We start from the raw sequence: 25812 nt of genomic DNA on the forward strand, positions 1-25812 counted from the left end.
CGTTACTCGCCGAGATAGTGTTTAAGGGTCAGACGCAGTTCCGGGCTCATCCGGTCCAGGTTATTGAACAGCCAACGTAAATAGCCTGGATCGTTTTCCGCCACTTCCGACACCGCTTTGCCGCGATATTTGCCGAAGGTAAAGGTAGTCAGCAGCGCCGGGCGGCCGGTAATGTTGGCCATTTCATCCGGCGACCAGCCGGACACCTGCATAATATCCAGCAGTAAGGCGGCGGTGATATAGCAGTCGTACAGCGCGCGGTGGTGATGCAAACCCGGCGGGGTAGCTACGCTCAGCTTGCGCGACTTATACAACCCCATATTGCTGTACTTAATCCCCGGCCACAGGCGGCGCGCCAGCTTCATAGTACAAATCCACTCGCCGTTCATTTCCGGTAATACCCGGCGATCGAAACTGGCGTTATGGGCGACATACCATGGGCTGCCCTGGTAGTGCGGCACGATTTCTTCAATCCAGGGCTTATCGGCCACCATCTCTTCAGTAATGCGATGGATTGCCATTGCCTGCGGGCTGATTGGGCGGTCAGGGCGCACCAGATGACTCATGGGATTCGTTATCTGGCCGTCGATGATATCGACGGAGGCAATTTCAACTATGCCGCCCTGTAAACCGCAGGTTTCGGTATCGATTACGCGCAGCATGGCTTACTCCTCGCCAAAAACACCAGCGTAATAGAATGCGCGGCGGTTGCCAATGGGGGTATCCTCAAGGAATGAGCAATCATTTCGCTTTCGGTTCATACGGCAGGCGGGAAAGTGACACGGATGCCAGACGGTGCGCGATCAGTCGTTCACGAAACCAGTCGCGCAGGTGAGCGGGTTGCTCTCGTTCGACGAGATCGGCAACGACGGGCATATTGTAGCGTTCTTTAAAAGCGACGCCGGCCGCTGCGAGGTCAACGTTGACCTTGTCCATTTCATCTTGCGAAATTTTTGCCAGATTATTTGCCATCAGTACCTCCTTCATTACGGCGCAAAAGTTACTAAGCGTGACGCTGAAAGGCAAGTCCCGGATGCTTAGCTCGACTCTGCTATTATACAGGGTTATTCTCTGTCCAACATACATAACAAAAAGGAATGACGTTAATGCGAAACATCGCCGGACGCGCGCTATACGCCGCCGTATTTCTCAGCGCTATGTTGACCACCGCCAGCGCTTTTGCCCATGCCCATCTCCAGCAACAAATCCCGGCGGCCGATTCGACGGTCTCAACGTCGCCGCAGGCGCTCACCTTAACCTTCAGTGAAGGGGTGGAAACCACTTTCAGCGGCGTGACCCTCAGCGGTCCGCAGAATAAACCAGTGGCTACCGGCAAACTGGCCCGTAGCGACGGTAATAAAGCGCAATTAACGCTGCCGCTGAATGAACCGCTGGCGGCGGGCGAGTACACCGTAGAGTGGCATGTGGTCTCCGTTGACGGCCATAAGACCAAAGGGCAATACCACTTCAGCGTGAAATAAACCATGCTGTCGGGAATATATGTCGGCCTGCGGTTTGTCCACTTCATCTCATTGATGACGGCCTTCGGTTGCGCGCTGTACGGCGCATGGTGGGCGCCAGTCTCGCTGCGTCGCCTGTTGATGCAGCGTTTTTATCCACTGCTGCGCTACCTGCTAATGATTAGCGCTATTTCAGCCACTTTGATGCTGATGGCGCAGGGCGGGTTGATGGGCGATGGCTGGAACGATGTCTGGCAACCTGCAATCTGGCGCGCTGTTATCGGGACGCAGTTTGGCGGCGTCTGGCTGTGGCAGATGGTACTGGCGTGGATTGCGCTGACTGTTGCGTGGATCAAACCGCGTCGCCCGGCGCGTCTGTTGTTGCTGCTATTTTGCGCGCAGTTGTTGTTAATGGCAGGCGTGGGGCATGCGGCGATGCATGATGGTTGGACTGGCGCATTACAGCGTACTAATCACGCGCTACATCTGTTTTGCGTCGCTGCGTGGGCCGGTGGGCTGCTGCCATTTGTCTACTGCCTGCGGCTGGCGCGCGGGCGCTGGCGTCAGGTAGCCATAACCGCCATGATGCGCTTTTCACGTTACGGGCATTTGGCCGTGGCTGGCGCGATTGCCAGCGGGATTGGCAATACGCTGTTGATACAGGGGCGGCTGATTGGCGATTCACCGTGGGGAGTGATGTTGTTGTTCAAATGTGCACTGGTCGCCGGGATGGTAGCAATTGCGCTGGTGAACAGGTATGTTCTGGTACCGCGAATGTCAGGTAACGGCTCGTGGGCGGAACGAACTATTTTACGCACTACACAGCTGGAAATGGCGCTTGCCGCGCTGGCAGTACTAGCCGTCAGCCTGTTCGCGACCTGGCAACCTAATTGAATTAACTGGCTAAATGATGAAAAAAATCGTTCTGACAATGTTGTTACTGGCAAGCTCAGGCGCCGCGTTGGCGGCGCCACAGGTGATTACCGTGAGCCGTTTTGAAGTGGGTAAGGACAACTGGGCGTTCACCCGTGAAGAAGTCATGTTAACCTGCCGCCCGGGTAATGCGCTGTACGCCATCAACCCGAGCACCCTGGTGCAGTATCCGCTGAATGATGTCGCCGAGCAGGAAGTGAAGGCCGGTAAGACTACCGCACAGCCGATTTCCATCATTCAGGCTGACGATCCGCAGCATCCGGGGCAAAAAATGAGCCTGGCGCCATTTATCGAACGAGCGCAAAAGCTTTGTTGATAATGACCTATATCACTTTGTTTTAAAGGTAAAAAAAACCGCCGGCGTTTGGTAAGAGAACGCGGCGGTTTTTTGTTATTTGTCAGCAATTTTTCAACCACTTTTGTCGCGGACTGGAAAACCTGTCACAGTCATCTATTCTTAAAAGGCAAGGCGACTTAGCCTGCATTAATGCCAACTTTTAGCGCACGGCTCTCTCCCAAGAGCCATTTCCCTGGACCGAATACAGGAATCGTGTTCGGTCTCTTTTTATGTATTATTCAGCAAGTTAAAAAATCCATTTCATTATGCCCGGCGTTGCTGCACGGCGAGCTTTTCCCCTTATATCACAACAAAATTATCCTTAACATTCCCTTTACAAAAAAAACGTGACAACATAATCAATAGCTCACGGTGACCAACACCGTATCACTGTACACGCCAGCAGGTTGATTACTCTGCGAAGCGTTCACTCTGGCCGTGAAGTTCGTTTGCTGCGCGCCACCGGTTCCGTTCAGGCTGACATTAGCGGTCGGCGTCCAGGCACTACCGTCCATTTTGTAGAGTTGATATTGCAGAAAATAACTAGTGGAATTAATCGTCTGACTCATTTGCCGCCAACTGCCGTTAAGTGCATTGGTGCTGGAGAGGTTGATGCTGTAAGCCGCATTTTGCGTGCAGCGGATGGTTAACTGGCCGCTGACCTCGCGAATAGCGGCGACCAGAGCAGCAGGGGAGAACGCGACATCTGGCGCGTTATCAATATAACAATAGTTGGTCACGTTCATGGTTAGAAGAACCTGTGAGGTTAGCGTGCCATCGTCCGCAACGCAGAGCCCCAGTGCGCCTACCAGACAATAATGATATTTCCACTCAATGGTCAGTGTGTCGTTGTAGGTGCCCGCAGGAATGTTACTTCCGGCCATGGTCTGAAAATAAAGCGGAATGGTTCCGTCACTGGTGTTAAATAAACCTAATAGATCAAGCAGAGCGTTAATAGTCCAGGGGATGGCGCCATCAATTTGATACGCTGGATTACAGCTGGCGTCTTTACAAACGCGATATGGGATCCAGGCGTTGTTAGCACTGTTATAAAGTCGCGGGATTTTGCCACTTTTATTGGCGGAATCTTTGATAGTTGCGGTAATGGTACTGGTCGAAAAAAGCGAAAGCAGGTTGGTACAGCTAAAGCCCGCGCCGGCGCTGACCCCTTGCGGGGTTGCGGCTACGTCAAAAGATCTCACTGAGCCAAAGTTAGGCGAACTTGGTTTAATCTTGCAATCGGCATATATCAATCCGCTGTAGCCCAAAATAAACAGTAATGAACATAACCAGATAATCGATCTCATCGCATCTCCGTTGATTCTTAACCACAGCTAAGTGGGCCGATACGTTGCGGCACGGGGGTTGATTCAGGTAGTTCGAATTGTGCCGTACACTCGCCGGCGGCGGCGTGAATCACTAATCTGTTTTGTCTGCTCAGATGGCTAAACCACACGAGCCCATCGTAGCCCACGAGCCCTGACTGCTGGCTGCTGCTCTCCTCAACCAGCGTGCCCAACGGCAGCGGCTGTCCCATTTTATCGACCAGGGTTATCGAGGCTGAACGGACTCGGGTGACCGGGAAATCAACGAGTGCGCCACTGGCTTCCCTCACCGCAATGCGTTTTTCCACTACCTGTGCCTCAACGTCCGTTGGCAGTGGCAAGGTATCGAGGGTTACTTTACCCGGATACCACGAGGTGGCCCACGGAATGAGCAGGTGGCCGCTATTGTCAGTGGTCCCGACTTTGCGGTTTTCATAATTGACCGCGACATCCGGGTAGCCGGCAGTCGAAACGACGATAAATGAATCGCTAATTCGGCGAGCCAGGAACAGACTGCTGTCCATCAGCACGACCGAGCCTGCCGCTTCAAACCAGCCCTGGTTATTATGCTGTGAACCGTAATAACCGCCGCTTAAGGTTGAAACTTCATTCACCCAGGTCATATCGGCCTGGCTGTAACGATCGCCGCTGATGGAGTGGGCCAGGTTCCAGCCGAATCCACCCTCTGCAGGTGCTGAACGAGTGTAGGCGACATTTTGCCCCCACTCGCCGGAACTGGCGCGCTGACCGCTCAACTGTATTGAACCGAAACTATCGAAGGGAATGGTTATCTGCATCATGCTGGAATAGGTGTTTGCCTGTAAATCGCGGTTGATGCTGATGTTAAAACTGCTGTTCCGCCACAGGCTGCGACTCCATGAGAAGTTCATGAGCCGGGTGCGGCTATCGTCCTGCGCCTGAATATCGAAATAACCCAGACTAAATGAACCAAGGGTTTTTCCCCACGGGCTAAGGCTTAAGGTGGCCTGGTCTGATTTACGGCTGAGCGTTGCCGTCGAACGATAACTGCTAAGATTAGCGAAATTCTCACTACGCTGAATATGCTGATAGTTCATCCCCCAAATATTGCCGTAATACGAGTAGCCAGCGGAATATTGCCGGCCTCGATCGTCGCCCTGGCTAGTACTGGCTGACAGGCTTAACGTGCCCAGCGTGCCGATACCGAAATCGCTACCGATACCGGCGTTAGTTAATCCTTGCCGATCTTCAGTATGCGTTGATACCGTAAGCCAGTTGGTTAATCCGTAGCGATAGATAGCGCTGACGGCGCCTGCACCGTAGTCAGCGTTTTTAACGCCATAATTGTTACGCAACGCACCGAGCGTAAAATCAAAATCGCTGAGTCCCTGGCGCAACAGGGTGTTGGAAACGTAAAAAGGTACGCTGGTGGAGACCTGACGGCCAAGCGCATCGGTCGTGACAATGGTGGCTTCGCCAGCGCCGCTGATATAGGGCACATTGGTTAGGGTATATGGGCCGCCGTTAATTTGCGTTGAACTGGCTTTGTAGCCATTGATAAACAGATCGACGCTGGAGGGTACCGCCGCGCTTCCGGAAAGATTGAGTAATGGATAAGTGACCAGATCCGGGCGAACCGAGAAGTTACGGCTGAGGCGAATACCGCCAACACGTACCGAACTACTCCAGGTTAAAGCATTACTGACCACGTCGCCCGCCTGATAGCTGATCATGCTGCCCGGATCACTATATTTCCATAGCGAATCGTAGCGGATATAGCCCTGCTGGCTATCATCATGGCGAGATGACCAGTTCTGTCTGATAACCGCATTATTAGAAAAGACGCCCGCCGGTCCAAAAAAGCGAAATTCCGTTGAGGTACTAGTGGCGCGGTCGCCGCCAGAAGAAGCCAGACTATAGGAATCGTAATTAAAGAGTAGCCCGGGGGTGCTGATTGCCTGCAGATACTCTTGCTCGCTGCTATTGCCGATATGTTGATCGGGTAGCCAGCTATCCGGGACGGTTAACTTCAGCATCTGGCCTGGTTGATCGTAGGCCACCTTCACGTCTGCTATTTGGCCGACGTCGACCAGCGTTTCATTGCCATTTACTGGGATCCACATCTGCTTTAGTTCTGCGGCGGAAACCCAGTAATGATCGTTTACCACTTTAACCGGCACGGTTCCCACGGGGGTATTGCCGTTAACGGAAATGCCCAAGTAAAGCACATACTCCTGCTGCTGGCTAAGCGCAGCAGCAGGCGCAGGCAATGAGTCGTAGGTAGCCGACCAGGCTGTTGCCGAAACAATAGTCAGCAGACCGCCGGACCCGGTAAGGAACCTCATATTAACGCGCTGCCGGGATTTCCACCGCCTGACTATTATCTGTCAATTTTGCATACAGGCGCATGCCGGATGCGTTCGCCGCGCGGGCTGGTGTCGGGAAACAGACGCGACGTTTCGCCAGTATATAACCCAATAACCCCTGGGTTTGTTCGTTCTGCGGTTTCCCTGCAGATGTTGACCAGTAAACGCTGCTCAATCTGGCGTGCTGATTCCCGGCATTGTTAATACACAGATTTTGGCCGCTAAGGGACCAGTTGAGTGAAGTACGTATCGGCTCAACGCTGCTTTCCAGCTTCAGCGGCTCGGCTCCTTGCCCGTAGGTAAATAGCGGCAGCACATAGCGCATGCGCATATTGAGGCCTGCAGAGCTTTTATCGGTCTGCTTTACCGGCTGAGCCGCAGGGATTTCATCAATGACAATTCGATATGATTTTTCCTCACCGCTGGCGACCGGCGACACGCGCATCAGGCGAATAAGCTGACGTTGCCCCGGCTGCACATTGGCAAAGGGCGGGCTGGCGACCACATCGCTCTGATCGGCGTATACATCCCTGGATTCTTTTTGATCCCAGCCGAAGATGCGCAGTTGTAAATTCACCGCGCTAGCACCGCGGTTTTCCAGCCACAGCTCAGAGCCTTTCTCGTTGGCGCTGATGGTTTGAAAAATGGGCCAGACCAGCACTGAGCTAGCGGCCCATGCGCCCGGACCTATTGATAAACTCAGCAAAACTACGGCAATGCTACGACGAATCATATTCAGCCTGTCTTATTTTAATAGGTCAATGTGACCGTTACGGTATCGGTATATGAACCCTGCGCCGGGAAGCCATTCGTGGCAAAAAGGCGGCCATAAACCGTATAAGTTTGTGTGGTATTGGGGAAGGACGCGACGCTGTAGGCCTGAGCGCCGGTACCCCAAACGGTAGAGCGGTTAGAGTCCTGAAAAAGCTGATACGCCAGCGTATTGCCGCTGCCGTTGGACATAAAGCGTTGGGATGATGAGCCGCCGTTGACGCCATAATCGAGCGCTACGGTGATAGCCATACCCGGCGTACACGCCACGATGATAGAACCAGCTCCGGCGGAGCTGGCGACATCCACGTTGCTATACAGCGACGACATAGAACCAAAGTTTAAAGTGCCAAAGTCAGAGGCAGGCGTTCCGCTTCCGCTGCCAAGCAGGCAGCCGGTGGTAATCTGCGCCGTCACTTTAAAACTTTTCTGCGCAGTGTCGGCCAATACGCTTGTTGACGAGATAAATACACATAACAGCCCAATTGAGCGCAGCATGACGTCCGTTTCTCCTGACCGTTACCAGGTTAATGTTGCGGTCACCATATCCTGGTAAAAACCGGTAGCGGGGGCGGTTACGCCTCCTTGGTCTGCTGGCAGCACGCGAGCATAAATTGGGATCTCCTGAGCAGTACCTGTTCCAGTAATGCCGATTCCGGCACTGGTAAATTCGGCCTGTCGGGTACTATTTGAGTAAAGACGGTAGGCAATTTGATCGCCATTGGCGCTTTCCATTTTACGTAGCGTGCCTGCACCCATATGCAGACCGTTATTTAGCGTTAGCGTTGCCGGTAGGTTGTTACTACAGACAATAGAAACTGCGTTGGCGCCGCCGCTGCCGATCAGTTTGCTATCAATAGCGTTAATCAGATCGCTGTAAGTACCGAAATCAATTGTGCCCCAGCTGTTAACGCCGTTTGCGCTGGAACCATTGGTGACGGTACAGCCGGAGCCAATAGTCAGCTGCACGCCAACCTGGCCGGATAAGGTGCCGGTGGTTAGCCCTGCCGCTTGGACCCATGGCGCCTGAATGAGGAGCGCCGTTGCGATAAAGCCGCCAAGCAGACTACGCGAAATGGTTTTGACGTTCATGATGAACCTCTGGATTGAAAGCCGCTGAGTAAAGCCCTGTTTTTGTGGTTATGAGATTAATCCCATTAATCAACATATAACCGCTGTCGGGAAAAATGCTTATTTTTTTATGAAAGACTAACTTTGATGCTGTTTTATGTTTTATGTTCTTATTTAATTTCTTTATATGGTGTTTTATGTTGATTTTTTGCATTAATTTCTTAGTAAATGCTAACTTGAGCGTGGAGGAGGGATGATTACTCAGTACAATTTTTGCAAATATCGGTACGGCGCATATTTTTAGCGAAATGCCAGGGAAAAAGTTGGTAGGGAGAGAGAGTGAAAAAATAGCAGAAAGAAGACACCTGCACGTAATCAGACCCATAGTGCAGGTGAAAAGTGGGTCTACATCGGAAGCCGCTAGTATACATATTTGTATGATAAATAAAATAAGGCAATGATGGAATGCTATACAATTAATGCGGTTCTCTGGAAGATCAATGAAGTTATTCTGGGGTGATTAAGGTGGGGTAGAGTGAAGTTTCCAGATAGCTGACCAATACCCATATCTCGTCACTGAAAATAAACCACAGCGCGCTAACTAAAATAAGCAGGATAACCAGCAGCAGGAAAATCTCAGTTTTACTCATGGGTCAATGGCCAACTTAAACCAATTATCAACAGGCCACGATATTAACCAAAGAATGTACAAATGAAAACGCCGTTATTAAAAACGGCGAATCTTTTTCGTAATAAGACGTGAATATTTATTTTACACTTAGCAGATTAGCCACCTGTACGGCCATCTCATCCATGAACTGGAAACGGCGGCGATATTCGGAGCGCTTTTTACTGGCGATACTCTCCAGCGATTTTCTTTCCAGCTTCAGCGGTAGGCGCCAGCGATAACTATCGTGACGCACGCCTTCAATTGATTGCCAGAACTCATCGTAGCTGGCGTGGAAGTGCCGGCCTTTACTTAAACGATAGCGCAGCGCGCGAAACACATGACCATTATCGCTGACGCCGTAAATAGCCTGAATATTGCTTCGGGCGGCCAGCAGCCAGATGAACTCCAACAGCAGGCGTTTGGGAAACAGACCGTAGCAGGCGCGGGTTGCGTGTTTGATGACGTCATGGGAAACATGCCGACGCGGCCCCTGCAGGCCGCCGATGACCAGTTGCCACTGTCCTTGGTGGCGGACTACGCTAAACGTGGCGCTGGCCAACAACTGGTGATGGTTATCGCGAAGCCAAAGGGTGGTTTCACCTTCCCGCTCTGCTTTCCCGGCCGACGAGGCAAAGAGCGTAAAGGCCGCATCGTCTTTACCAGACAGCGTCAGTAGAGGTCGTTCTGATGGCGATATCATAGCCGCCGCCAGCCGGTTTTCACCCAGCGAGTCGACGTACTGATAATGGCTGATGATGGCCTGGGAACGCTGACGCGCGTTTAGATCGCGCACTAAATACTGACGATGTACTTTACCAGGAAGCGTAGCCTGCGCAGCCAGCAGTTGGCGGAAATCACTACGAGCCGAAAGGGTGTCCAGCATTTCGCGGGTTGGCTGGTAAAACAGCGCCGTACGCAGCAAGAATTTGAGCCGATAATTGCGTTTTTGCCAGATTGGCGCAGGCGTGATACGCCCCATTACGAGATCGGCAATCAAATTTGAGCGTTGCTGAAGTGTGCATGATGAATGCAGGCTATTGTCCGTCACGATGTCATACCTCGTCATTATTTTATTTTTATTTTTATTTTACGGATCTCGCGGGACAAGCTTAATGCTTCGCCAGACTATATTTACGCCTTGTTTAACGTTGATTGACGTATGTATTTCTAACCACGCCTTCAGTCATATTTTGTATAATTAACTGAGGGGGTGGAAATATGTATCAGCGAGTAGAAGGTAGCGCCTGGCGTAATATCTGGCTGGTGGGCGATCTACATGGTTGTTTTGATTTATTAATCTCCCAGCTGCGGCAGCGTAAATTTGATCCCTGGCAGGATCTTCTGATCTCTGTTGGCGATCTGATTGACCGTGGGCCGCAAAGCGTGAAATGTCTGGGCTTGCTGCATTGCCGGTGGTTCAGAGCGGTGCGCGGCAACCATGAGCAAATGGCGCTGGATGCGCTGGCGAACGGGGAAATGGCGCTGTGGACGATGAACGGCGGCGGCTGGTATCCAACCGCCTCACAGAAACAGAAACGGTTGGCTGATTTGCTGTTTAACCGCTGCCGGGATGTGCCGTTAATCATTGAACTCCGCTGCCAGGATACCACCCACGTGATTGCCCATGCCGACTATCCCGCCAGCGTTTATCGTTGGCAGTTACCCGTGGACGAGCATCAGGTGCTCTGGGGCCGCCAGCGTTTAACCGATCATCTGGCGGGGCGGCACGGAGAGATAGCCGGGGCGGATCACTTTTGGTTTGGCCATACGCCGCTTAAACGCCGTTACGATAGCGATAACCAACACTACATTGATACCGGCGCGGTGTTTGGCGGAGAGCTAACGCTGGTGCGGCTGCAGTCGGCTGTTTAAAAGTCGCTATATTCCGTCGCCGGACGCCAGAAGCCGTCGATAAAATCTTCTACCGGGAAACAGCCTCCCTGGCGAATTCGTTGGTCGTCCATAGCGACGAGGCATTGTCGTTCGCTATCATAGACGTCCACTACGATGTCTTCGCACCCGCCGTCCAGATAGCAAATGAATAATACTAAGGCAAACATCCCGCCCTCATTAGCGAATGAACATAAGGTAAGTGTAGGGGAAGTTAGCGCAGCGGGGGAGGGATATAAATAACCCGTCTCAGGCGACGGGTTCATTTGAGTCAGGCAAGACGCATGACCCAGGCATCGGATTGGCGGTCGTAGTGTTTACGGTAAAGCACAGAATGTTCGCCATTAAGAATGGCGGGAACGCTGGTTTCGGCATCCCAGGCGTCTAATTGCATGCATAAGTCAGGATCGGATTTGCAAGGAATGCTTAACGTTCGCTCACCCTGTGACTCGCCATGCAACTCGGCGTCGTCGATTTCAAACGCGCCGATTCGTACGTTAGTTTTACTCATCATTCACCCCGTTTGTCTGCTGAGTTGTGGTACGACCAGTTAGGCCGTCATTTTTCAGCGTAGACAACGGGGAGTATATCGCCAGTCAAAAAGTGCGCTTTTTGGCGCGCGGTCACGACTTTCCGGCGAAAAGTTTGCCGTCGCGCACCAGTTCGCGAGGGTAACTGTTTTTCAACCGCGATCCCACGCGCTTGGCGAGTCCTAATGGCGCGCCCTGGAAAGTGACAATCACTTCATCCTGCCGCGGCGGCGCCTCGGGATAGACATCGCGCCCACGATACCACTCTTCCGCTTCCGCTAAGGTGAGCTCAAACGGCTCCTCTGGCGCAGCAAGCGCGATCGCTGCTTCATGCTGCCAGCGGTAGCCTTTGTTATGCGTTTCAGCGAGGCGAATTCCGATGCGCGAAAAACGAACCCTGCCGATTAACGCTTCCAGTTCTTGCGGGAACAGCCAGATTTCTTTATCGCGTTGCCATAAACGAAGATGCTCTGCCCATTGCAGGCCAACGGCGTTGGCGGCTGCGGTGACAGCCGCTGCCTCACGTCCTTTCATCGGTGCGAAAGGGAACTTGCCCACTTTATAACCTGGCGCAGGTAGGGGATCGATAGAGGTGGTTTTACGCAGGCGGGCAACGAAAAAACCCTCACAATCAAAAATCTGCGGGAACACGTGCAGGAAACCTTCGTCGGTGAGCGCTTCGTGAGCCTGCGGGAAGAGTGAATCCAGGGTCATGACTTCAACCGCCTGCGGGTAGGTTTGCAGCAGCCAGTTAACCACTTCCTCGTTTTCTTCACGGTTCAGCGTACAGGTGGAGTAGACGAGGGTACCGCCAGGACGCAGAGCGTGAAATGCGCTGTCAATGAGTTCTCTTTGCGTGCCGGCAATCTCCTGATTACTTTCTGGAGACCAGTTTTTTAGCGCGTCGGGATCTTTACGCACTACTCCTTCGCCCGAGCAGGGGGCATCGAGCAAAATCGCGTCGAAGCACTCAGGCAGAGCGGCGCCGAAGACGCGCCCATCGAAGTGGGTGAGGGCAACGTTATTAATGCCGCAGCGGCTGATATTGGCGTGCAGCACTTTCACCCGGCTGGCGGAGAATTCGTTTGCCAGGATCCCGCCGCGATTGCCCATCCGGGCGGCGATTTGCGTCGTTTTGGAACCTGGCGCGGCGGCGACATCCATCACTCGCTCCGGCATTTCGCCATCGGCGAACAGCGCCGCTACCGGCAGCATCGAGCTCGCTTCCTGAATATAAAATAGCCCGCTCAGATGCTCGGCGGTGCTGCCCAGCGGGAGTACATCGTCATCATCGCGCTCGATCCAGAAACCCTCTGCGCACCACGGAACCGGCGTTAACTGCCAGCCGTAAGGGGCGACCAGTTGCAGAAAATCAGCGACCGTAATCTTCAACGTATTGACGCGAATACTGCGGCGCAGCGGGCGCTGGCAGGCGGCGATGAAGTCATCGAACGAAAGATGCGTTGGCATTGCCGCACGCATTTGAGCGAGGAAGAGTTCCGGGAGAAAGACAGCGTTTTGAGCCACGAGCAGCGCACCACAAGCAAAAAGGGGGCGCAGTTTACCATAAACGCCCCGGCGCGGGACACCGGGGCGTTCAGGCATTGGAGAGAATTAATTAGGCAGCGCCGTTCCCCAATCGCGCCACTCTTTTGGCTCGCTTTCCAGCAGCAAGAAGTGTTTGCCATCCTGCGCTTTCGGCGCCAGCGGCGTTCCCGGCGGGGTGGCAAAGGCGATACCGCCGCGGATAAACTGGTTGAAGGTACCTGTTTTCACCACTCCGCCAATCAGACCGAAGTCGAGGCTATAGCCGGAAGCCAGCCAGAACACCGAGTTATTGCGCACTAAGTACTGATAACGCTTACTGATACGCAGCTTAACCATAACGCGGTCGGACATCGAGCCCAGCGTCAGCCCGGTCACGGTACCCACTTCCAGGCCGCGGAACAGCACCGGCGTACCAATATCGAGCGAACCGGCTTCCGGCACTTCGACGATAATGCTCAGGCCGTCGATGTAGCGCGAATCGGTGATGGTGGTGTCCTGAATCTCGAAGTCGCGGCGCGGCGAACCACGGCCAGGTTCAACATTGATATACGACTGGAAGATCGTGTCCAGATGTTCAACGCCGGCGGCAGAGATCTGCGGCGTAATCACCGAGAAGCGGGTACCGGCACGGGCAAAGGTGCCGACATATTCCGGATAAAGCACCGCTTTCGCCTGAACTTCATTTTTTGCCGTAATCAACTCCAGCGACTGGATCTGGCCGATGTCGATACCGAGATAGCGAATCGGCATGCCCGCCGCCATTTTACCGGCATCGAAAGCGTGCAGCGTAATCTGGCCGCCCACCGCGCGGGCGGCGGTTTCGGAGGCGTACAGGATACGCTTATTGTTCAAGCGCGCGTTGGCGCTGCTGCCGTTGAGGTTATCAAAGCTGATGGCGCCTTTCAGCGCGCGAGCCAGCGGCGACGCCTGCACGGTTAGCCCATTACCGTCGAGTTTTACCTTCGCGCCGCCTTCCGCCCAGAAAACGCTGTTATTGGTCAACAAATGGCGATATTCCGGTTTGATATGCAGATCGATATCGAAAGCGTTGCTGCGCGGTTTCACCGAGATGATCTCGCCGACGGCGAATTTGCGATACAACACTACCGAGCCTGCCTGCACATCGGGCAGCGTTTCCGCGGAAAGACTCAGCGTGGTGGTCGGGATTTCACTGAGGCTATTTTCCTGCGCTTTTTCCAGGTTGGCATACAGCGGATAGCTGTTGTGCATTTCCCCTTTTTCACCGGGGATGATGCGGATCCCGCCATCAACCCATTCGCTGGCGCTGGCGCCAAGTACCTGCACGCCATCCAGCCCAACTTTCACATCAAGGCGGCTGTTGACGACAAATTTGCTATCGCCGCGTACCAGATTGCGATACTCCGGCGAAATGGCGACCTGGAAAGTGACACCCTCTGCGGTGAGCTTGCGTTCCAGCACCTGGCCGACCTTAACGCCGTGTAGCATCAGCGGCTGGCCGGCAGAAATGCCATAGCTTTCCGGCGCCGATAGCGTCACGGTGGCGACGTTGGGCTCTTCCAGTAGCGCTTTATCGGCTGCCATAACCATAAAGTGATTTCGCGGTTCGCCGTCACCAGGGACCAGCTCGAAGGTGTTGCCGGTGAGTAGAGCGCTAACGCTTGGGTTATCCAGCGAGATTTTCGGCTTCTTCATTTGAATCAGCGTCTTATCCCGAAGCAGGGTGACCACGCTCGGGTCGACGGTCATCTCACCGGTAACTTTACCGCCGGGATTGAGATTGAGTTTGGTTAACTGACCTACTTCCAGCCCCTGGTACATTAGCGGCGTAGAGCCCGCCTTCAACCCATCGCCGTCGGGTAGCTCCAGCGTCACCAGCACCCCGCGCTGGCTGTGCGCCAGATCCTCATACAGGTTGTACTCGTCGTTTTGCGCCGCCGCTTTGGAGTCGTCAGGCGAGTCAAAGGCAATGGCGCCGTTAACTAACGCGGAGAGGTTTTCCAACTGGACTTTGGCACCGCTCAGGCTGACGTCGGCTTTAATCCCGGAGACGTTCCAGAACCGACTGCCTTTTTTAACAAGATTGGTGAAGCGACGCTCGATTAATACATCAATCGTCACCCCCTGATTGTTGGCGTTGAGCGTGTAGTCATACACCCGGCCAACCGGAATTTTACGGAAATAGACCAGCGAGCCGCTGTTCAGCGAACCGAGATCCGGCGCCTGCAGATGAATCATCAGTTCGCCGTTGTTGATGCGATATTTTGGCTGAGTATCCAGGGCGACGAAGTGATCTTCCGGTTCGCCTTTACCTGGCATCATGCCGATATAGTTACCGCCGACCAGCGCATCCAGCCCGGAAACGCCGGCCAGTGAAGCCTTTGGCGTCACCAGCCAGAACTGTGTGTCTTTGCGCAGCGCGTCTTTCATATCACTCTTCACGCTGGCGGAAACTTCGATCTTGCTGAGGTCCTTACTCAAAGAAATATCCTGTACCGTACCAACCTCTACCCCTTGATAGCGGATAGGCGTACGCCCCGGAACAATCCCGTTTGCGGACTGGAAATCGATGGTAATCGTCGTTCCCCGGCCTTCAAAGCTGGTCCAGATAAGCCATCCGGCAATCATCAGCGCGATGACCGGCAACAACCAGAATGGCGAGATACGGCGTTTGGTTTTTATTTTGGCTTCAGTCGGCGAAGCGGGCGTTTCCTGACTCATGAGCGTCCCAAAGTAAGCGGCTGTCCAGCCATTCAACTGCAAGGATAGTTAAAATTACCGCGCCGCCGAAATACACCGCCGCCGGCCCCATGGTAAAAGCCAGGAGCTGATCGCGGTTTATCAACGACATGGTTAATGAGATAACAAACAGATCCAACATCGACCAGCGGCCGATCCAGGTAATCAGCCGCAGCAGCAGGATACGCGTACGTAGCCCCTGTTCGCACTTGAATTGTATGCTGACCAGCAGGGTAAATAACACTATAACTTTGGTGAATGGTACCAAAATACTGGCGATGAACACTACGCCGGCGATTGCGATGTTGCTGTTGGCGAGTGAAATGATCCCCGAAAGAATCGTATCTTCCTGGCGCGCGCCATTGACGTAGATTATCGAAATCGGTAGCAGGTTGGCCGGCAGCAGGAAAACCAGCGACGCAATCAGGGCCGCCCAGCTACGCTGTAGGCTTTGCGGCCGGCGATGATGCAGCGAGGTATGGCACCGGCGGCAGCGGCCGCGGGAGTCGCGATAACCGGTATAGTGACAGCCGGTGCAAACCTGAAGATTGGTGTCGTAGCGCATGGCCGGGCGTTCGGGATAAAAACGCTCCCACAACTCTTCCACGTTCATGTGGATGAGCGTCAGGATGCTGAGTAGGGTCAGTGCGATAAAGGCGATCAGGCCGATGCCGGGCTGCAGGAAGGCATAGTCCTGGACTTTTATGGAGGCGACGCCGATACCGACCAGATAAATGTCCAGCATCACCCACTCTTTCAGTTTGCCGAGCATCAGCAGCACCGGCCGCAGGTTCATCCCCAGCACGTTGCCAAGCCAAAGGTAGGCGATGGAAACTACCAGCAGGACGGGCGCAACCACCGCGCAGAAGAGCACCATCGCGGCGGTAATGGGATCGCCCTGGTTGGTCATCTGCCAGATCCCCTGCAAAACGTTGGCGTCAATACGCACGCCGAGCAGATGCAAACGCAGCAGCGGCTCGCTCCAGGCGAACGGCATCAGCAACATCATCGTAAACGCCATACTGGCGAGCCGGGAGAGGGACCAATCGCGGCCGTCACGGACCTTCGCGTTGCACCGCGGGCACCAGGCGCATTGATTTCTTTTCACAACCGGTATGCGGAACAGCATGTCGCACTGCGTACAGCGCTGATAGTGCGCATGCGGCGTTGGCGAACTGACCGAATGAACGGTAATCTTCTTCGTCGGCGTGATTGAGGGTGTTTTTATCAGCATTTATTACGTTCGGGAATGAATGTATCCCACTATATTAACCCAGGAATGAATTCATCTTGAGCCCGAAGGCATTTAATGCTTATTTTAGTAGGCATCTGCAGATGAGATAGTAAGACAACTAAGTGATTAAAAAATGAACAAAACAGAATTCTACGCGGATCTGAACCGCGATTTTCAGGCGCTTATGGCAGGCGAAACCAGTTTTTTGGCAATGATCTCAAATACCAGCGCGTTGTTGTTTGAACGGCTGGAAGAGGTCAACTGGGCCGGGTTTTATCTCCTGGAAGGCGACACGCTGGTGCTGGGGCCGTTCCAGGGTAAGCTGGCCTGTGTACGTATTCCGGTCGGTCGCGGCGTTTGTGGTTCCGCCGTGGCGCAGAACCGCGTCCAGCGCGTGGAAGATGTCCATGCGTTTGACGGCCATATTGCCTGTGACGCCGCCAGCAATTCGGAAATCGTCTTTCCGTTGCAGGTAAACAATCAGATTATTGGCGTACTGGATATCGATAGCACGGCGTATTCCCGCTTCACCGCAGAAGACGAACAGGGGCTTGCAGAGCTGGTCTCGCGCCTTGAAACGCTGATTGCGGCGACCGATTATCAAAAAATCTTTGCCCACGTCGCAGGATAATCAACGGATAACGTAGCATTTAGCGATGACGTCATTATAATGACGCCTGTTCATGCCTGCGGCTTGTTGGCTACGTCCGTTGTAATCAGGAAATTTCATGGAAAATCAACCTAAGTTGAATAGCAGTAAAGAAGTAATCGCGTTTCTGGCCGAACGTTTTCCTCAGTGTTTCAGCGCTGAAGGCGAAGCACGCCCCCTGAAAATCGGTATTTTTCAGGATCTTGTAGAGCGAGTTGGCGGAGAGATGAATCTCAGCAAAACCCAACTGCGCGCTGCCTTACGTCTTTATACTTCGAGCTGGCGTTATCTGTACGGCGTGAAAGCGGGAGCGATTCGCGTCGATCTCGACGGCAACCCGTGCGGCGAACTGGAAGAGCAACACGTTGCTCACGCCCGTCAGCAGCTCGAAGAAGCCAAAGCTCGCGTTCAGGCGCAGCGCGCCAGCCAGCAGGCGAAGAAGCGCGAAGCCGCTGCCGCGGCAGGCCAGCAGGAAGAAGGGGCACGCCGCGAGCGTAAACCGCGTCCTCAGCCGCAGGCTCGCCGTAAAGAAGGTAGTGAACAGCGTAAGCCGCGTCCTGCAGCTGCCAAAGCACCGCGTGAAGAGCAACGCCTTACCCCGGTGTCTGACGTCTCTGTATTAAGCGTCGGTCAGGCTCTGAAGGTGAAAGCAGGCAACAACGCAATGGACGCCACCGTTGTGGAAATCACCAAAGATGGCGTTCGTGTACAGCTGACTTCTGGTATGTCAATGATTGTACGCGCAGAACACCTGGTGTTCTGAAACGGAGGCCGGGCCAGGCATGAACAAACTTTTTAAGCTCACCGCGCTTGCGGGCCTGCTAGCAATAGCAGGCCATGCCTTCGCCGTGGACGATATCACCCGAGTCGATCAAATTCCCGTGCTGAAAGAAGAGCCGCAGCACGCGACGGTAAGTGAGCGCGTTACCTCGCGCTTTACCCGTTCCCATTATCGGCAGTTTGATCTCGACAACGCCTTTTCGGCAAAGATTTTTGACCGCTATCTGAATCTGCTGGATTACAGCCATAACGTGCTGCTGGCCAGCGATGTTTCTCAGTATGCGGCGCAAAAAAATAAAATCGGCGACGAACTGCGCAGCGGTAAACTGGACGTTTTCTACGACCTGTATAACCTCGCGCAGAAACGTCGCTTTGAGCGTTACCAGTACGCTTTAAAGGTACTGGATCGTCCGATGAATTTTACCGGCAACGACAACTTCAACCTCGATCGCAGCAAAGCGCCGTGGCCGAAGGATGAAGCCGAGCTTAACGCGCTTTGGGACGCCAAGGTGAAGTTCGATGAACTGAGCCTGAAGCTGGCGGGTAAAGACGATAAAGAAATTCGTGAAACCCTGACCAGGCGTTACAAGTTTGCGATTCGTCGCCTGGCCCAAACCAACAGCGAAGACGTCTTCTCGCTGGCGATGACCGCTTTCGCGCGCGAAATCGACCCGCATACCAACTATCTCTCCCCGCGTAACACCGAACAGTTCAATACTGAAATGAGCCTGTCTCTGGAAGGTATTGGCGCGGTGCTGCAGATGGACGACGACTACACGGTGATCAATTCACTGGTTGCCGGCGGTCCGGCGGCGAAGAGCAAAGCGATTAGCGTTGGCGACCGCATCGTCGGCGTCGGTCAGCCGGGTAAGAGCATGGTTGATGTTATCGGCTGGCGGCTGGATGATGTTGTCGCGCTGATCAAAGGACCGAAGGGCAGCAAAGTTCGCCTGGAAGTTCTGCCGGCTGGCAAAGGGGCAAAAACCCGTATTGTTACTCTGACCCGCGAGCGTATTCGTCTTGAGGACCGCGCGGTTAAGATGTCGGTTAAAACCGTCGGTAAAGAAAAAGTCGGCGTGCTGGATATCCCGGGGTTCTACGTTGGTCTGACTGATGATGTCAAAGTGCAACTGCAGAAGCTGGAAAAACAGAATGTCAGCAGTATCGTCATCGATCTGCGCAGTAACGGCGGTGGGGCGCTGACGGAGGCGGTTTCGCTCTCCGGTCTGTTTATCCCATCCGGCCCGGTAGTGCAGGTGCGTGATAACAACGGTAAGGTCCGCGAAGATAGCGATACCGACGGTGTGGTTTACTATAAAGGCCCGCTGGTGGTCTTAGTCGATCGCTTCAGCGCCTCGGCATCGGAAATTTTTGCCGCCGCGATGCAGGACTATGGCCGTGCGCTGATCGTCGGCGAGCAGACCTTTGGTAAAGGTACCGTTCAGCAGTATCGTTCGCTAAATCGTATCTACGATCAAATGCTGCGCCCGGAATGGCCGGCGTTAGGTTCCGTGCAGTACACCATCCAGAAGTTCTACCGCATTAACGGCGGCAGCACTCAGCGTAAAGGTGTTACTCCGGACATCATGATGCCAACCGGTAAAGAAGATCGCGATACCGGAGAGCAGTATGAAGATAATGCGCTGCCGTGGGATAGTATCGATCCGGCGACCTACGTGAAGTCGGGCGATATGAAACCGTTCGAACCAGAACTGCTTAAGCGCCATGAAGACCGTATCGCGAAAGATCCGGAATTCCAGTACATCATTAAGGATATTGCGCGCTTTAACGCCATGAAAGACAAGCGCAATATCGTTTCTCTGAACTACGCACAGCGTGAGAAAGAGAATGAAGAAGATGATGCAATTCGTCTGGCGCGGGTGAACGATCGCCTGAAACGCGAAGGCAAGCCGCTGCTCAAAAAGATTGAAGATCTGCCGAAGGATTATCAGGAACCGGATCCATATCTTGATGAGACCGTGCATATTGCGATTGACCTGGCGCAACAGGAAAAAGCTCAGCCTCCGGTAGAGCCGCCGGTAAGCAAATAACTCCTCAACGGGCACAAGTGATTGTGCCCGTTTCTTTTTCTCTCTTCATCTGCCCGTCGACTTTATTCAACAAAATTGTCAACACTTTCATAGGGTGTCAGCGATATGCTACAAAATGTAAAGTTGTGTCTTTCTCGTGACTTAGCAGGGCCTGATAGTTGAAAATTAGCATCTGACCCATACGATATGGGTATCGCATAGTGCGTTTTGTTAAATCGAGGTAAAAAGAATATTATGATGCGAATCGCGCTTTTCCTGCTGACTAACCTGGCAGTCATGGTGGTGTTTGGCCTGGTGCTTAGCCTGACGGGGATCCAGTCGAGCAGCATGACCGGCCTGCTGATCATGGCGCTGCTGTTTGGTTTCGGCGGCTCGATCGTTTCGCTGCTGATGTCGAAATGGATGGCGCTGAAGTCGGTTGGTGGGGAAGTTATCGAACAGCCGCGTAACGAAACTGAACGTTGGCTGATGAGTACCGTCGCGCAGCAGGCGCAGCAGGCGGGCATCGGCATGCCGCAGGTGGCGATTTATCACGCCCCGGACATTAACGCCTTCGCCACCGGCGCGCGCCGCGACGCTTCTCTGGTCGCCGTGAGCACCGGCTTGCTTCAGAATATGAGCCGTGACGAAGCGGAAGCCGTTATCGCGCACGAAATCAGCCATATTGCCAATGGCGACATGGTCACCATGACGCTGATTCAGGGGGTAGTGAACACCTTCGTTATCTTTATCTCCCGCGTTATCGCGCAGATTGCGGCTGGTTTCCTCGGCGGTAATCGTGAAGATGAAGGCGAAAGCAGCAATGGTAACCCGCTTATCTACTTTGCGGTCGCAACCGTACTGGAACTGGTGTTCGGTATTCTCGCCAGCATCATTACCATGTGGTTCTCGCGCTACCGTGAATTCCACGCCGATGCTGGTTCCGCCAAATTGGTCGGTCGTGAGAAAATGATTGCTGCCTTGCAGCGCTTGAAAACCAGCTATGAACCGCAGGAAGCCAGCAGCATGATGGCGTTCTGTATCAACGGTAAAGCGAAGTCGATGAGCGAACTGTTCATGACCCATCCGCCGTTGGACAAACGCATTGAAGCGCTGCGTAGCGGAGAATATCTGAAATAATCTGGCGTACAAACGCTGAAAATAAAAATCCGCAGCTTTCGGGCTGCGGATTTTTTTTGGCCGCGCGCTATCAGGCGGCGCGCGGTTGAGTTACGCGTAGCCCGCTGATGGCGGCGGCAATGACCGCCAGGGAGCCGGCCAGCAGAAGCGCGGTGTGGGTGCCGCTATCGCCTGCCAGGTTAAACAGCAGGGCGACCAGCGCGGCGCCGCTACTTTGTCCCAGTAACCGTGCGGTCCCCAACATGCCGCTGGCGCCGCCGCTGCGATGGCCTGGCGCGGAGGAGACAATGGTATGGTTGTTTGGTGACTGAAACAGCCCGAAGCCTGCGCCGCACAGCGCCATCCGCCAGATAATATCGAGGTCGGAAGGGGAAGAGGGTAATAGCGCAAGACCAAACAGGCCACAGGCCATGATCAGCAGCCCCATTGCCCCCAGTAGCCCGGCATGAACTTTCTCTATCAAGTAACCCGCCAGAGGGGCCATCACCATGGTCGCCAATGGCCACGGCGTTAACAGCAGCCCGGTCTCTACTTCACTGCGTCCGATAACGGTTTGCAGGAAAAAAGGCAGGGAGACCATCGCCAGCATCTGAGCGCAAAAAGAACAGATCGAGGTGCAGATAGAGAGCGAAAAGATCGGAATTCGCAGTAAATCAACCGGTAACAGTGGTACCGGCATGCGCAACTGCCGGCGCACAAAGAAGAAGCCGATAATCAGCATGGCGATGACTTCCGCGAGCACCAGATAACCGGATTGCCCCTGGGCAAAGCCGCCGAGCGCCGTGATGAGCAGCCCGAAGGTGAGGGCGTTCATTATCGCGCTCGGCAGATCGAAACGGGTAATTTTGCTGGCAGTGCTGTTGGGTGGCAAAAAACGCATGGCGAGGAAGATAGAAATAATCCCCAGCGGTACGTTGATTAAAAACAGCCATTGCCAGGAAGCAAGCGAAAGAATAGCGGCGGCAATGGTTGGCCCCGCGGCGGAGGAGACGGCAACGACGAAAGAGTTGATGCCCATTCCGCGACCTAGTTGTCTCTTCGGATAGATAAGGCGAATCAGCGCCGTGTTGACGCTCATCAGCGCCGCGCCGCCTAAACCTTGAGCCACTCGCGCCAGCGTCAACATTTCAAGGCTTCGGGAGAGTGCGCAAATCAGCGAGGTGATAGTGAATACCACCAGACCGATTTTATAGATGCGCCGATAGCCAACCATATCGCCAAGAAACGATAGTGGTAGCAGGGCGATGACGATGGCTATTTGGTAGGCGTTGACTATCCAGATTGACGATGCCGGCGAGGCATTAAGGTCTGTGGCAATCGTCGGTAGGGCGACGTTGGCGATAGCGCCGTCGAGAACGGCCATCGTCAGGCCTAACACAATCGTCAGAATGGCGCCGTAGCGCTGCGGTACCGGCAGGCCATCCAAAATTTTTTTATCCATGTGAAGTTTAAGTCTTAGAGGAAACTATTTTCTGATTAATGATTTTAGCATTGATTATTCAACCATAAGTCGCAGATTTGTAACCAACTCGCAGAACAACGATTGCGACGGTCATAATGTGAATTTATAATAAAAAACAGTTCTGAATTTTATAAAACAGTTACGATGAGGTGAACAATGGCAGCTGCTGATATGGATAAACAGCCAGATTCTGTCTCTTCAGTATTAAAAGTTTTTGGCATCCTGCAGGCTTTGGGCGAAGAGCGTGAGATTGGTATCACCGAATTGTCACAGCGTGTGATGATGTCTAAAAGCACGGTGTATCGTTTTTTACAGACGATGAAGTCACTGGGCTATGTTGCACAGGAAGGCGAGTCTGAGAAATATTCTTTAACGTTGAAGTTATTCGAGCTTGGTGCGCGGGCGTTGCAGAACGTTGACCTGATCCGCAGCGCGGATATCCAGATGCGTGAAATTTCTCGCCTGACCAAAGAGACGATTCACCTCGGCGCGCTGGATGAAGACAGCATCGTTTATATCCACAAAATTGATTCCATGTATAACCTGCGGATGTATTCGCGTATCGGCCGACGTAATCCGCTGTATAGCACCGCCATTGGCAAAGTGCTGCTGGCGTGGCGCGACCGGGCGGAAGTCGAGCAAATCATGGAAGGAGTGGAGTACAAACGTAGCACCGAGCGCACCATTACTGATACCAGCGAGCTATTGAAAGTGCTGGACCAGGTGCGCGAACAGGGCTATGGCGAAGACAATGAGGAGCAGGAAGAAGGATTACGCTGTATTGCGGTGCCGGTCTTCGACCGCTTCGGCGTGGTAATTGCCGGCTTGAGTATTTCCTTCCCGACGCTACGCTTCTCTGAAGAACGTTTACACGAGTATGTGGCGATGCTGCATGCCGCCGCGCGTAAGATTTCCGAGCAGATGGGTTTTAACAATTATCCGTTCTGATAGTCAGAGAGAGCTACAGCGCGATGCTGTAGCTCCAGTTGTTTTAACCCTGATCGATAACCTTGACGCTTTTACGCAGAATCGGGCAGTTGGTAATACCGATAATACCGCTATCAGAGTGAACATATTGTGCGGTGGTGATGCCTTGCGCCGTCAGGTATTTGCACTGTAGTCCCAACCCGCCAGCATTCTGATTGCTGCCAATTAACACGCCATAACCGCTTAATAATACGCCAATCCAGACGATCGCTAGTATGACAATAGAGCGAATGATCAATCGCATTGTTGCCTCGTTATTTGTATGATCCTGACGTTTATTCTGGCATGAACATTATTTGATACAAGTCTATGATTCCTAAACTCGCCTTTCGTATTACAGTTAGCCGCGGTTTAAGAAGGCCATGTTATCCTGGCCACATCTGATTATGGTACGGAGAGTGGAGTGAAAAAATTACGCTGGGTTTTGCTGATCGTTGTCATAGCGGGTTGTTTACTGCTGTGGACTCAGATGCTTAACGTAATGTGCGATCAGGATGTACAATTTTTCAGCGGTATTTGCGCTATTAACAAGTTCATCCCCTGGTAAGACATTTTTGTGCCGACGGATTTTCTTCTGCCGCGCGGGTGGTAGAATGAACGCCTTCTCTTTGAGGTGGTGAAATGAGTGAGTTACTGAATCCTGGGATTGTAAGTCTGGCGTCTCTGGCGCTTTCCGTTGTACTGCTGCTTGTAGGGCTGCTGCTGTGGTTCTTTGTGAATCGTGCCAGTTCACGTAGCAATGAGCAAATTGAACTGCTGCAGTCGCTGCTTGATCAACAAAAGCGGCAGAACGCGCTGCTGCGCCGTCTCTGTGAAGCCAATGAGCCGGAGAAAGAAGAGGTTGTTGAACCTTCAGCGGCTGAGAAGGAGAAAAACGACGACGATTTCATTCGTCTCGTTGCTGAACGTTAAGTTGATGAACAGGTGTGCACATCCTGTGCGCGCCTGTGAGTGTCATAAAATTTTGCTATAACTTATTCTTATGTAATCTCTTATTCCACGCCAAACCGTTTCCGTTTAATAGATTAAACACCTACGCTCTATTTCACATATTGAATAATCTTTTGAGCTAATCAAAAAAAGTAATAACGAAACGTTTCTATTGCCTGATGGCAATAGTTTGTCATTAATGTTTCATTATTAACGTCTATTTTAGCGAATATTTGTGTCGTCATGAGTTAGCGCTTTAATTAACACTATGACAGAGATAGTTAAGGCGATTTCCTCTTGTTCTTCAGACTCATTTGCGCATCATTATGCACATTACGCCGCAACGCCCCCTTAAATATGGCAGTTCGTATACGTACGTACCTGGACGAACAGAAGTTGTTGAGCTATGGTAAAAAAGTTGCATTTATCAGGCATACGTTATTGTTTGTTTTGTGACAATGCAAAGATAAGCCAGGCGCGGCAAAGACGCATAAATGTGCAGGCGATCAAATGATTTCCTGATAATTTGTGCGAACGATCGTGACACGTTTAAAAATGGCTTGCCATTATTTACGTTGTGTGTGATAACACGTTTCGGGTTAAACGAGGTACAGTTCTGTTTATGTGTGGCATTTTCAGTAAAGAAGTCCTGAGTAAACACGTTGTCGTTGAATACCGCTTCTCTGCCGAACCTTATATTAGTGCCTCATGCAGTTATGTGTCAGTTTTATCTATGTAAGCACCTGCGGGTGAAGAAAACAGTTTAAGGAATTTTGCAAATGGCAAAGATTAAAGGTCAAGTTAAGTGGTTCAACGAGTCTAAAGGTTTTGGCTTCATTACTCCGGCTGATGGCAGCAAAGACGTGTTCGTACACTTCTCTGCAATCCAGGGTAACGGCTTCAAAACTCTGGCTGAAGGCCAGAACGTTGAGTTCGAAATTCAGGACGGCCAGAAAGGTCCGGCTGCAGTTAACGTAACTGCTATCTGATTCAAGACCACTC

28 protein-coding genes and 1 pseudogene are annotated in these 25812 nt (G+C 52.8%); 13 read left to right on the forward strand and 16 right to left on the reverse strand.

Annotated features, from left to right (window positions below; translation table 11 throughout):
- Nucleotides 1-2: 2 nt before the first annotated feature.
- The gene (gene exoX / locus ABLV17_RS07025; RefSeq protein WP_087860546.1) at nt 3-662 is read right to left on the reverse strand and encodes an exodeoxyribonuclease X; all 660 of its coding nucleotides are present in this window, start codon (nt 660-662) and stop codon (nt 3-5) included.
- A 79-nt stretch (nt 663-741) separates the two neighbouring features.
- Nucleotides 742-972, reverse strand: coding sequence for a DNA polymerase III subunit theta (locus ABLV17_RS07030; protein WP_015366007.1), 231 nt, complete (start codon nt 970-972; stop codon nt 742-744).
- Between the two features lie 134 nt (nt 973-1106).
- Between ABLV17_RS07030 and yobA the strand changes: the two genes are divergently transcribed.
- The 3 genes from yobA to ABLV17_RS07045 are packed head-to-tail and all read left to right on the forward strand — an operon-like array spanning nt 1107 to nt 2709.
- Nucleotides 1107-1481, forward strand: coding sequence for a CopC domain-containing protein YobA (gene yobA, locus ABLV17_RS07035; protein ID WP_087860547.1), 375 nt, complete (start codon nt 1107-1109; stop codon nt 1479-1481).
- 3 nt (nt 1482-1484) lie between these two features.
- Complete coding sequence (copD, locus tag ABLV17_RS07040; protein WP_213316876.1) at nt 1485-2354, forward strand: copper homeostasis membrane protein CopD; 870 nt, start codon at nt 1485-1487, stop codon at nt 2352-2354.
- Between the two features lie 13 nt (nt 2355-2367).
- Complete coding sequence (locus ABLV17_RS07045; protein WP_087860549.1) at nt 2368-2709, forward strand: YebY family protein; 342 nt, start codon at nt 2368-2370, stop codon at nt 2707-2709.
- A gap of 380 nt (nt 2710-3089) precedes the next feature.
- Here ABLV17_RS07045 and ABLV17_RS07050 read toward each other — a convergent pair whose 3' ends face one another.
- The 7 genes from ABLV17_RS07050 to ABLV17_RS07080 all read right to left on the reverse strand — a co-directional run bounded on the left by ABLV17_RS07050 (nt 3090) and on the right by ABLV17_RS07080 (nt 9978).
- Nucleotides 3090-4037 (reverse strand): spore coat U domain-containing protein, encoded by a 948-nt coding sequence (locus tag ABLV17_RS07050; RefSeq protein WP_087860550.1) that lies wholly within the window; start codon nt 4035-4037, stop codon nt 3090-3092.
- Between the two features lie 17 nt (nt 4038-4054).
- Entirely contained in the window at nt 4055-6379 is a 2325-nt protein-coding gene (locus ABLV17_RS07055) for a fimbria/pilus outer membrane usher protein (RefSeq protein ID WP_087860551.1), read from the reverse strand.
- Nucleotide 6380: 1 nt separating this feature from the next.
- Nucleotides 6381-7133 (reverse strand): molecular chaperone, encoded by a 753-nt coding sequence (locus ABLV17_RS07060; protein ID WP_213316877.1) that lies wholly within the window; start codon nt 7131-7133, stop codon nt 6381-6383.
- A 17-nt stretch (nt 7134-7150) separates the two neighbouring features.
- Nucleotides 7151-7669 (reverse strand): spore coat U domain-containing protein, encoded by a 519-nt coding sequence (locus ABLV17_RS07065; protein ID WP_213316878.1) that lies wholly within the window; start codon nt 7667-7669, stop codon nt 7151-7153.
- 21 nt (nt 7670-7690) lie between these two features.
- Nucleotides 7691-8263 carry a spore coat protein U domain-containing protein gene (locus tag ABLV17_RS07070; RefSeq protein ID WP_087860554.1) on the reverse strand — a complete coding sequence of 191 codons (573 nt, stop codon included), beginning with the start codon at nt 8261-8263 and terminating at the stop codon, nt 7691-7693.
- A gap of 485 nt (nt 8264-8748) precedes the next feature.
- Complete coding sequence (locus ABLV17_RS07075; RefSeq protein ID WP_123273275.1) at nt 8749-8892, reverse strand: Ecr family regulatory small membrane protein; 144 nt, start codon at nt 8890-8892, stop codon at nt 8749-8751.
- 117 nt (nt 8893-9009) lie between these two features.
- Nucleotides 9010-9978, reverse strand: coding sequence for a VirK/YbjX family protein (locus ABLV17_RS07080; protein ID WP_213794542.1), 969 nt, complete (start codon nt 9976-9978; stop codon nt 9010-9012).
- Nucleotides 9979-10130: 152 nt separating this feature from the next.
- On the opposite strand from ABLV17_RS07080, the gene pphA reads away from it, so the two are divergent.
- Complete coding sequence (gene pphA, locus ABLV17_RS07085) at nt 10131-10784, forward strand: protein-serine/threonine phosphatase (RefSeq protein WP_213794543.1); 654 nt, start codon at nt 10131-10133, stop codon at nt 10782-10784.
- Here the strand turns inward: pphA and ABLV17_RS07090 are convergent.
- The 5 genes from ABLV17_RS07090 to yebS form a co-directional block, all read right to left on the reverse strand.
- Nucleotides 10781-10972, reverse strand: coding sequence for a YebW family protein (locus ABLV17_RS07090; protein WP_045376105.1), 192 nt, complete (start codon nt 10970-10972; stop codon nt 10781-10783). The genes pphA and ABLV17_RS07090 overlap by 4 nt on opposite strands.
- A gap of 101 nt (nt 10973-11073) precedes the next feature.
- Nucleotides 11074-11313, reverse strand: a complete 240-nt coding sequence (locus ABLV17_RS07095; protein WP_015705939.1) for a YebV family protein — start codon at nt 11311-11313, stop codon at nt 11074-11076.
- A gap of 112 nt (nt 11314-11425) precedes the next feature.
- Nucleotides 11426-12859, reverse strand: a complete 1434-nt coding sequence (gene rsmF / locus ABLV17_RS07100; protein ID WP_213794544.1) for a 16S rRNA (cytosine(1407)-C(5))-methyltransferase RsmF — start codon at nt 12857-12859, stop codon at nt 11426-11428.
- Nucleotides 12860-12946: 87 nt separating this feature from the next.
- Nucleotides 12947-15580: a PqiB family protein gene (locus ABLV17_RS07105; RefSeq protein ID WP_213794545.1), complete on the reverse strand. Its 2634-nt coding sequence runs from the start codon at nt 15578-15580 to the stop codon at nt 12947-12949.
- Nucleotides 15549-16832, reverse strand: coding sequence for a membrane integrity lipid transport subunit YebS (gene yebS, locus ABLV17_RS07110; protein ID WP_015705937.1), 1284 nt, complete (start codon nt 16830-16832; stop codon nt 15549-15551). The genes ABLV17_RS07105 and yebS overlap by 32 nt, the downstream gene beginning before the upstream one ends.
- Before the next feature lie 133 nt (nt 16833-16965).
- Here yebS and ABLV17_RS07115 point away from each other — a divergent pair.
- From ABLV17_RS07115 to htpX, 4 genes and pseudogenes are all read left to right on the forward strand, one after another.
- Nucleotides 16966-17479: pseudogene (locus ABLV17_RS07115) on the forward strand (GAF domain-containing protein).
- 81 nt (nt 17480-17560) lie between these two features.
- Nucleotides 17561-18244, forward strand: coding sequence for an RNA chaperone ProQ (proQ, locus tag ABLV17_RS07120; protein ID WP_015366026.1), 684 nt, complete (start codon nt 17561-17563; stop codon nt 18242-18244).
- A gap of 19 nt (nt 18245-18263) precedes the next feature.
- A complete protein-coding gene (prc, locus tag ABLV17_RS07125) occupies nt 18264-20312 on the forward strand; it encodes a carboxy terminal-processing peptidase (RefSeq protein ID WP_213794546.1) in 2049 nt (682 codons plus the stop codon).
- A 234-nt stretch (nt 20313-20546) separates the two neighbouring features.
- Nucleotides 20547-21431, forward strand: a complete 885-nt coding sequence (htpX, locus tag ABLV17_RS07130) for a protease HtpX (RefSeq protein ID WP_087860560.1) — start codon at nt 20547-20549, stop codon at nt 21429-21431.
- Nucleotides 21432-21501: 70 nt separating this feature from the next.
- Here htpX and ABLV17_RS07135 read toward each other — a convergent pair whose 3' ends face one another.
- Nucleotides 21502-22872, reverse strand: a complete 1371-nt coding sequence (locus ABLV17_RS07135) for an MFS transporter (protein WP_087860561.1) — start codon at nt 22870-22872, stop codon at nt 21502-21504.
- Nucleotides 22873-23049: 177 nt separating this feature from the next.
- On the opposite strand from ABLV17_RS07135, the gene kdgR reads away from it, so the two are divergent.
- Nucleotides 23050-23841, forward strand: a complete 792-nt coding sequence (gene kdgR / locus ABLV17_RS07140) for a DNA-binding transcriptional regulator KdgR (protein ID WP_113373580.1) — start codon at nt 23050-23052, stop codon at nt 23839-23841.
- Between the two features lie 43 nt (nt 23842-23884).
- Here kdgR and ABLV17_RS07145 read toward each other — a convergent pair whose 3' ends face one another.
- Nucleotides 23885-24124: a YobH family protein gene (locus tag ABLV17_RS07145; protein ID WP_015705933.1), complete on the reverse strand. Its 240-nt coding sequence runs from the start codon at nt 24122-24124 to the stop codon at nt 23885-23887.
- A gap of 159 nt (nt 24125-24283) precedes the next feature.
- On the opposite strand from ABLV17_RS07145, the gene mgrB reads away from it, so the two are divergent.
- From mgrB to cspE, 4 genes are all read left to right on the forward strand, one after another.
- Nucleotides 24284-24427, forward strand: a complete 144-nt coding sequence (mgrB, locus tag ABLV17_RS07150) for a PhoP/PhoQ regulator MgrB (protein ID WP_015366032.1) — start codon at nt 24284-24286, stop codon at nt 24425-24427.
- 74 nt (nt 24428-24501) lie between these two features.
- Complete coding sequence (locus ABLV17_RS07155; RefSeq protein WP_087860564.1) at nt 24502-24792, forward strand: YebO family protein; 291 nt, start codon at nt 24502-24504, stop codon at nt 24790-24792.
- A gap of 640 nt (nt 24793-25432) precedes the next feature.
- Nucleotides 25433-25549, forward strand: a complete 117-nt coding sequence (locus tag ABLV17_RS07160) for a DUF2627 domain-containing protein (RefSeq protein WP_071530300.1) — start codon at nt 25433-25435, stop codon at nt 25547-25549.
- 40 nt (nt 25550-25589) lie between these two features.
- Nucleotides 25590-25799, forward strand: coding sequence for a transcription antiterminator/RNA stability regulator CspE (gene cspE, locus ABLV17_RS07165; RefSeq protein WP_001062678.1), 210 nt, complete (start codon nt 25590-25592; stop codon nt 25797-25799).
- Nucleotides 25800-25812: the final 13 nt, after the last annotated feature.

Source organism: Klebsiella sp. CN_Kp091 (assembly GCF_040065095.1).
Lineage (GTDB): Bacteria > Pseudomonadota > Gammaproteobacteria > Enterobacterales > Enterobacteriaceae > Klebsiella > Klebsiella aerogenes.

Excerpts from the sequence above, each read along its gene's own strand:
- ABLV17_RS07045 (WP_087860549.1), top strand. The coding sequence starts at position 2,368 with ATGATGAAAAAAATCGTTCTGACAATGTTGTTACTGGCAAGCTCAGGC.
- ABLV17_RS07080 (WP_213794542.1), bottom strand. The coding sequence starts at position 9,978 with ATGACGAGGTATGACATCGTGACGGACAATAGCCTGCATTCATCATGC.
- cspE (WP_001062678.1), top strand. The coding sequence starts at position 25,590 with ATGGCAAAGATTAAAGGTCAAGTTAAGTGGTTCAACGAGTCTAAAGGT.
- ABLV17_RS07055 (WP_087860551.1), bottom strand. The coding sequence starts at position 6,379 with ATGAGGTTCCTTACCGGGTCCGGCGGTCTGCTGACTATTGTTTCGGCA.
- ABLV17_RS07070 (WP_087860554.1), bottom strand. The coding sequence starts at position 8,263 with ATGAACGTCAAAACCATTTCGCGTAGTCTGCTTGGCGGCTTTATCGCA.
- yobA (WP_087860547.1), top strand. The coding sequence starts at position 1,107 with ATGCGAAACATCGCCGGACGCGCGCTATACGCCGCCGTATTTCTCAGC.
- prc (WP_213794546.1), top strand. The coding sequence starts at position 18,264 with ATGAACAAACTTTTTAAGCTCACCGCGCTTGCGGGCCTGCTAGCAATA.
- ABLV17_RS07090 (WP_045376105.1), bottom strand. The coding sequence starts at position 10,972 with ATGTTTGCCTTAGTATTATTCATTTGCTATCTGGACGGCGGGTGCGAA.
- copD (WP_213316876.1), top strand. The coding sequence starts at position 1,485 with ATGCTGTCGGGAATATATGTCGGCCTGCGGTTTGTCCACTTCATCTCA.
- htpX (WP_087860560.1), top strand. The coding sequence starts at position 20,547 with ATGATGCGAATCGCGCTTTTCCTGCTGACTAACCTGGCAGTCATGGTG.
- exoX (WP_087860546.1), bottom strand. The coding sequence starts at position 662 with ATGCTGCGCGTAATCGATACCGAAACCTGCGGTTTACAGGGCGGCATA.
- ABLV17_RS07135 (WP_087860561.1), bottom strand. The coding sequence starts at position 22,872 with ATGGATAAAAAAATTTTGGATGGCCTGCCGGTACCGCAGCGCTACGGC.
- proQ (WP_015366026.1), top strand. The coding sequence starts at position 17,561 with ATGGAAAATCAACCTAAGTTGAATAGCAGTAAAGAAGTAATCGCGTTT.
- ABLV17_RS07060 (WP_213316877.1), bottom strand. The coding sequence starts at position 7,133 with ATGATTCGTCGTAGCATTGCCGTAGTTTTGCTGAGTTTATCAATAGGT.
- ABLV17_RS07030 (WP_015366007.1), bottom strand. The coding sequence starts at position 972 with ATGGCAAATAATCTGGCAAAAATTTCGCAAGATGAAATGGACAAGGTC.
- yebS (WP_015705937.1), bottom strand. The coding sequence starts at position 16,832 with ATGCTGATAAAAACACCCTCAATCACGCCGACGAAGAAGATTACCGTT.
- ABLV17_RS07105 (WP_213794545.1), bottom strand. The coding sequence starts at position 15,580 with ATGAGTCAGGAAACGCCCGCTTCGCCGACTGAAGCCAAAATAAAAACC.
- kdgR (WP_113373580.1), top strand. The coding sequence starts at position 23,050 with ATGGCAGCTGCTGATATGGATAAACAGCCAGATTCTGTCTCTTCAGTA.
- ABLV17_RS07075 (WP_123273275.1), bottom strand. The coding sequence starts at position 8,892 with ATGAGTAAAACTGAGATTTTCCTGCTGCTGGTTATCCTGCTTATTTTA.
- ABLV17_RS07065 (WP_213316878.1), bottom strand. The coding sequence starts at position 7,669 with ATGCTGCGCTCAATTGGGCTGTTATGTGTATTTATCTCGTCAACAAGC.
- ABLV17_RS07155 (WP_087860564.1), top strand. The coding sequence starts at position 24,502 with ATGAGTGAGTTACTGAATCCTGGGATTGTAAGTCTGGCGTCTCTGGCG.
- ABLV17_RS07095 (WP_015705939.1), bottom strand. The coding sequence starts at position 11,313 with ATGAGTAAAACTAACGTACGAATCGGCGCGTTTGAAATCGACGACGCC.
- ABLV17_RS07050 (WP_087860550.1), bottom strand. The coding sequence starts at position 4,037 with ATGAGATCGATTATCTGGTTATGTTCATTACTGTTTATTTTGGGCTAC.
- ABLV17_RS07160 (WP_071530300.1), top strand. The coding sequence starts at position 25,433 with ATGTGTGGCATTTTCAGTAAAGAAGTCCTGAGTAAACACGTTGTCGTT.
- pphA (WP_213794543.1), top strand. The coding sequence starts at position 10,131 with ATGTATCAGCGAGTAGAAGGTAGCGCCTGGCGTAATATCTGGCTGGTG.
- ABLV17_RS07145 (WP_015705933.1), bottom strand. The coding sequence starts at position 24,124 with ATGCGATTGATCATTCGCTCTATTGTCATACTAGCGATCGTCTGGATT.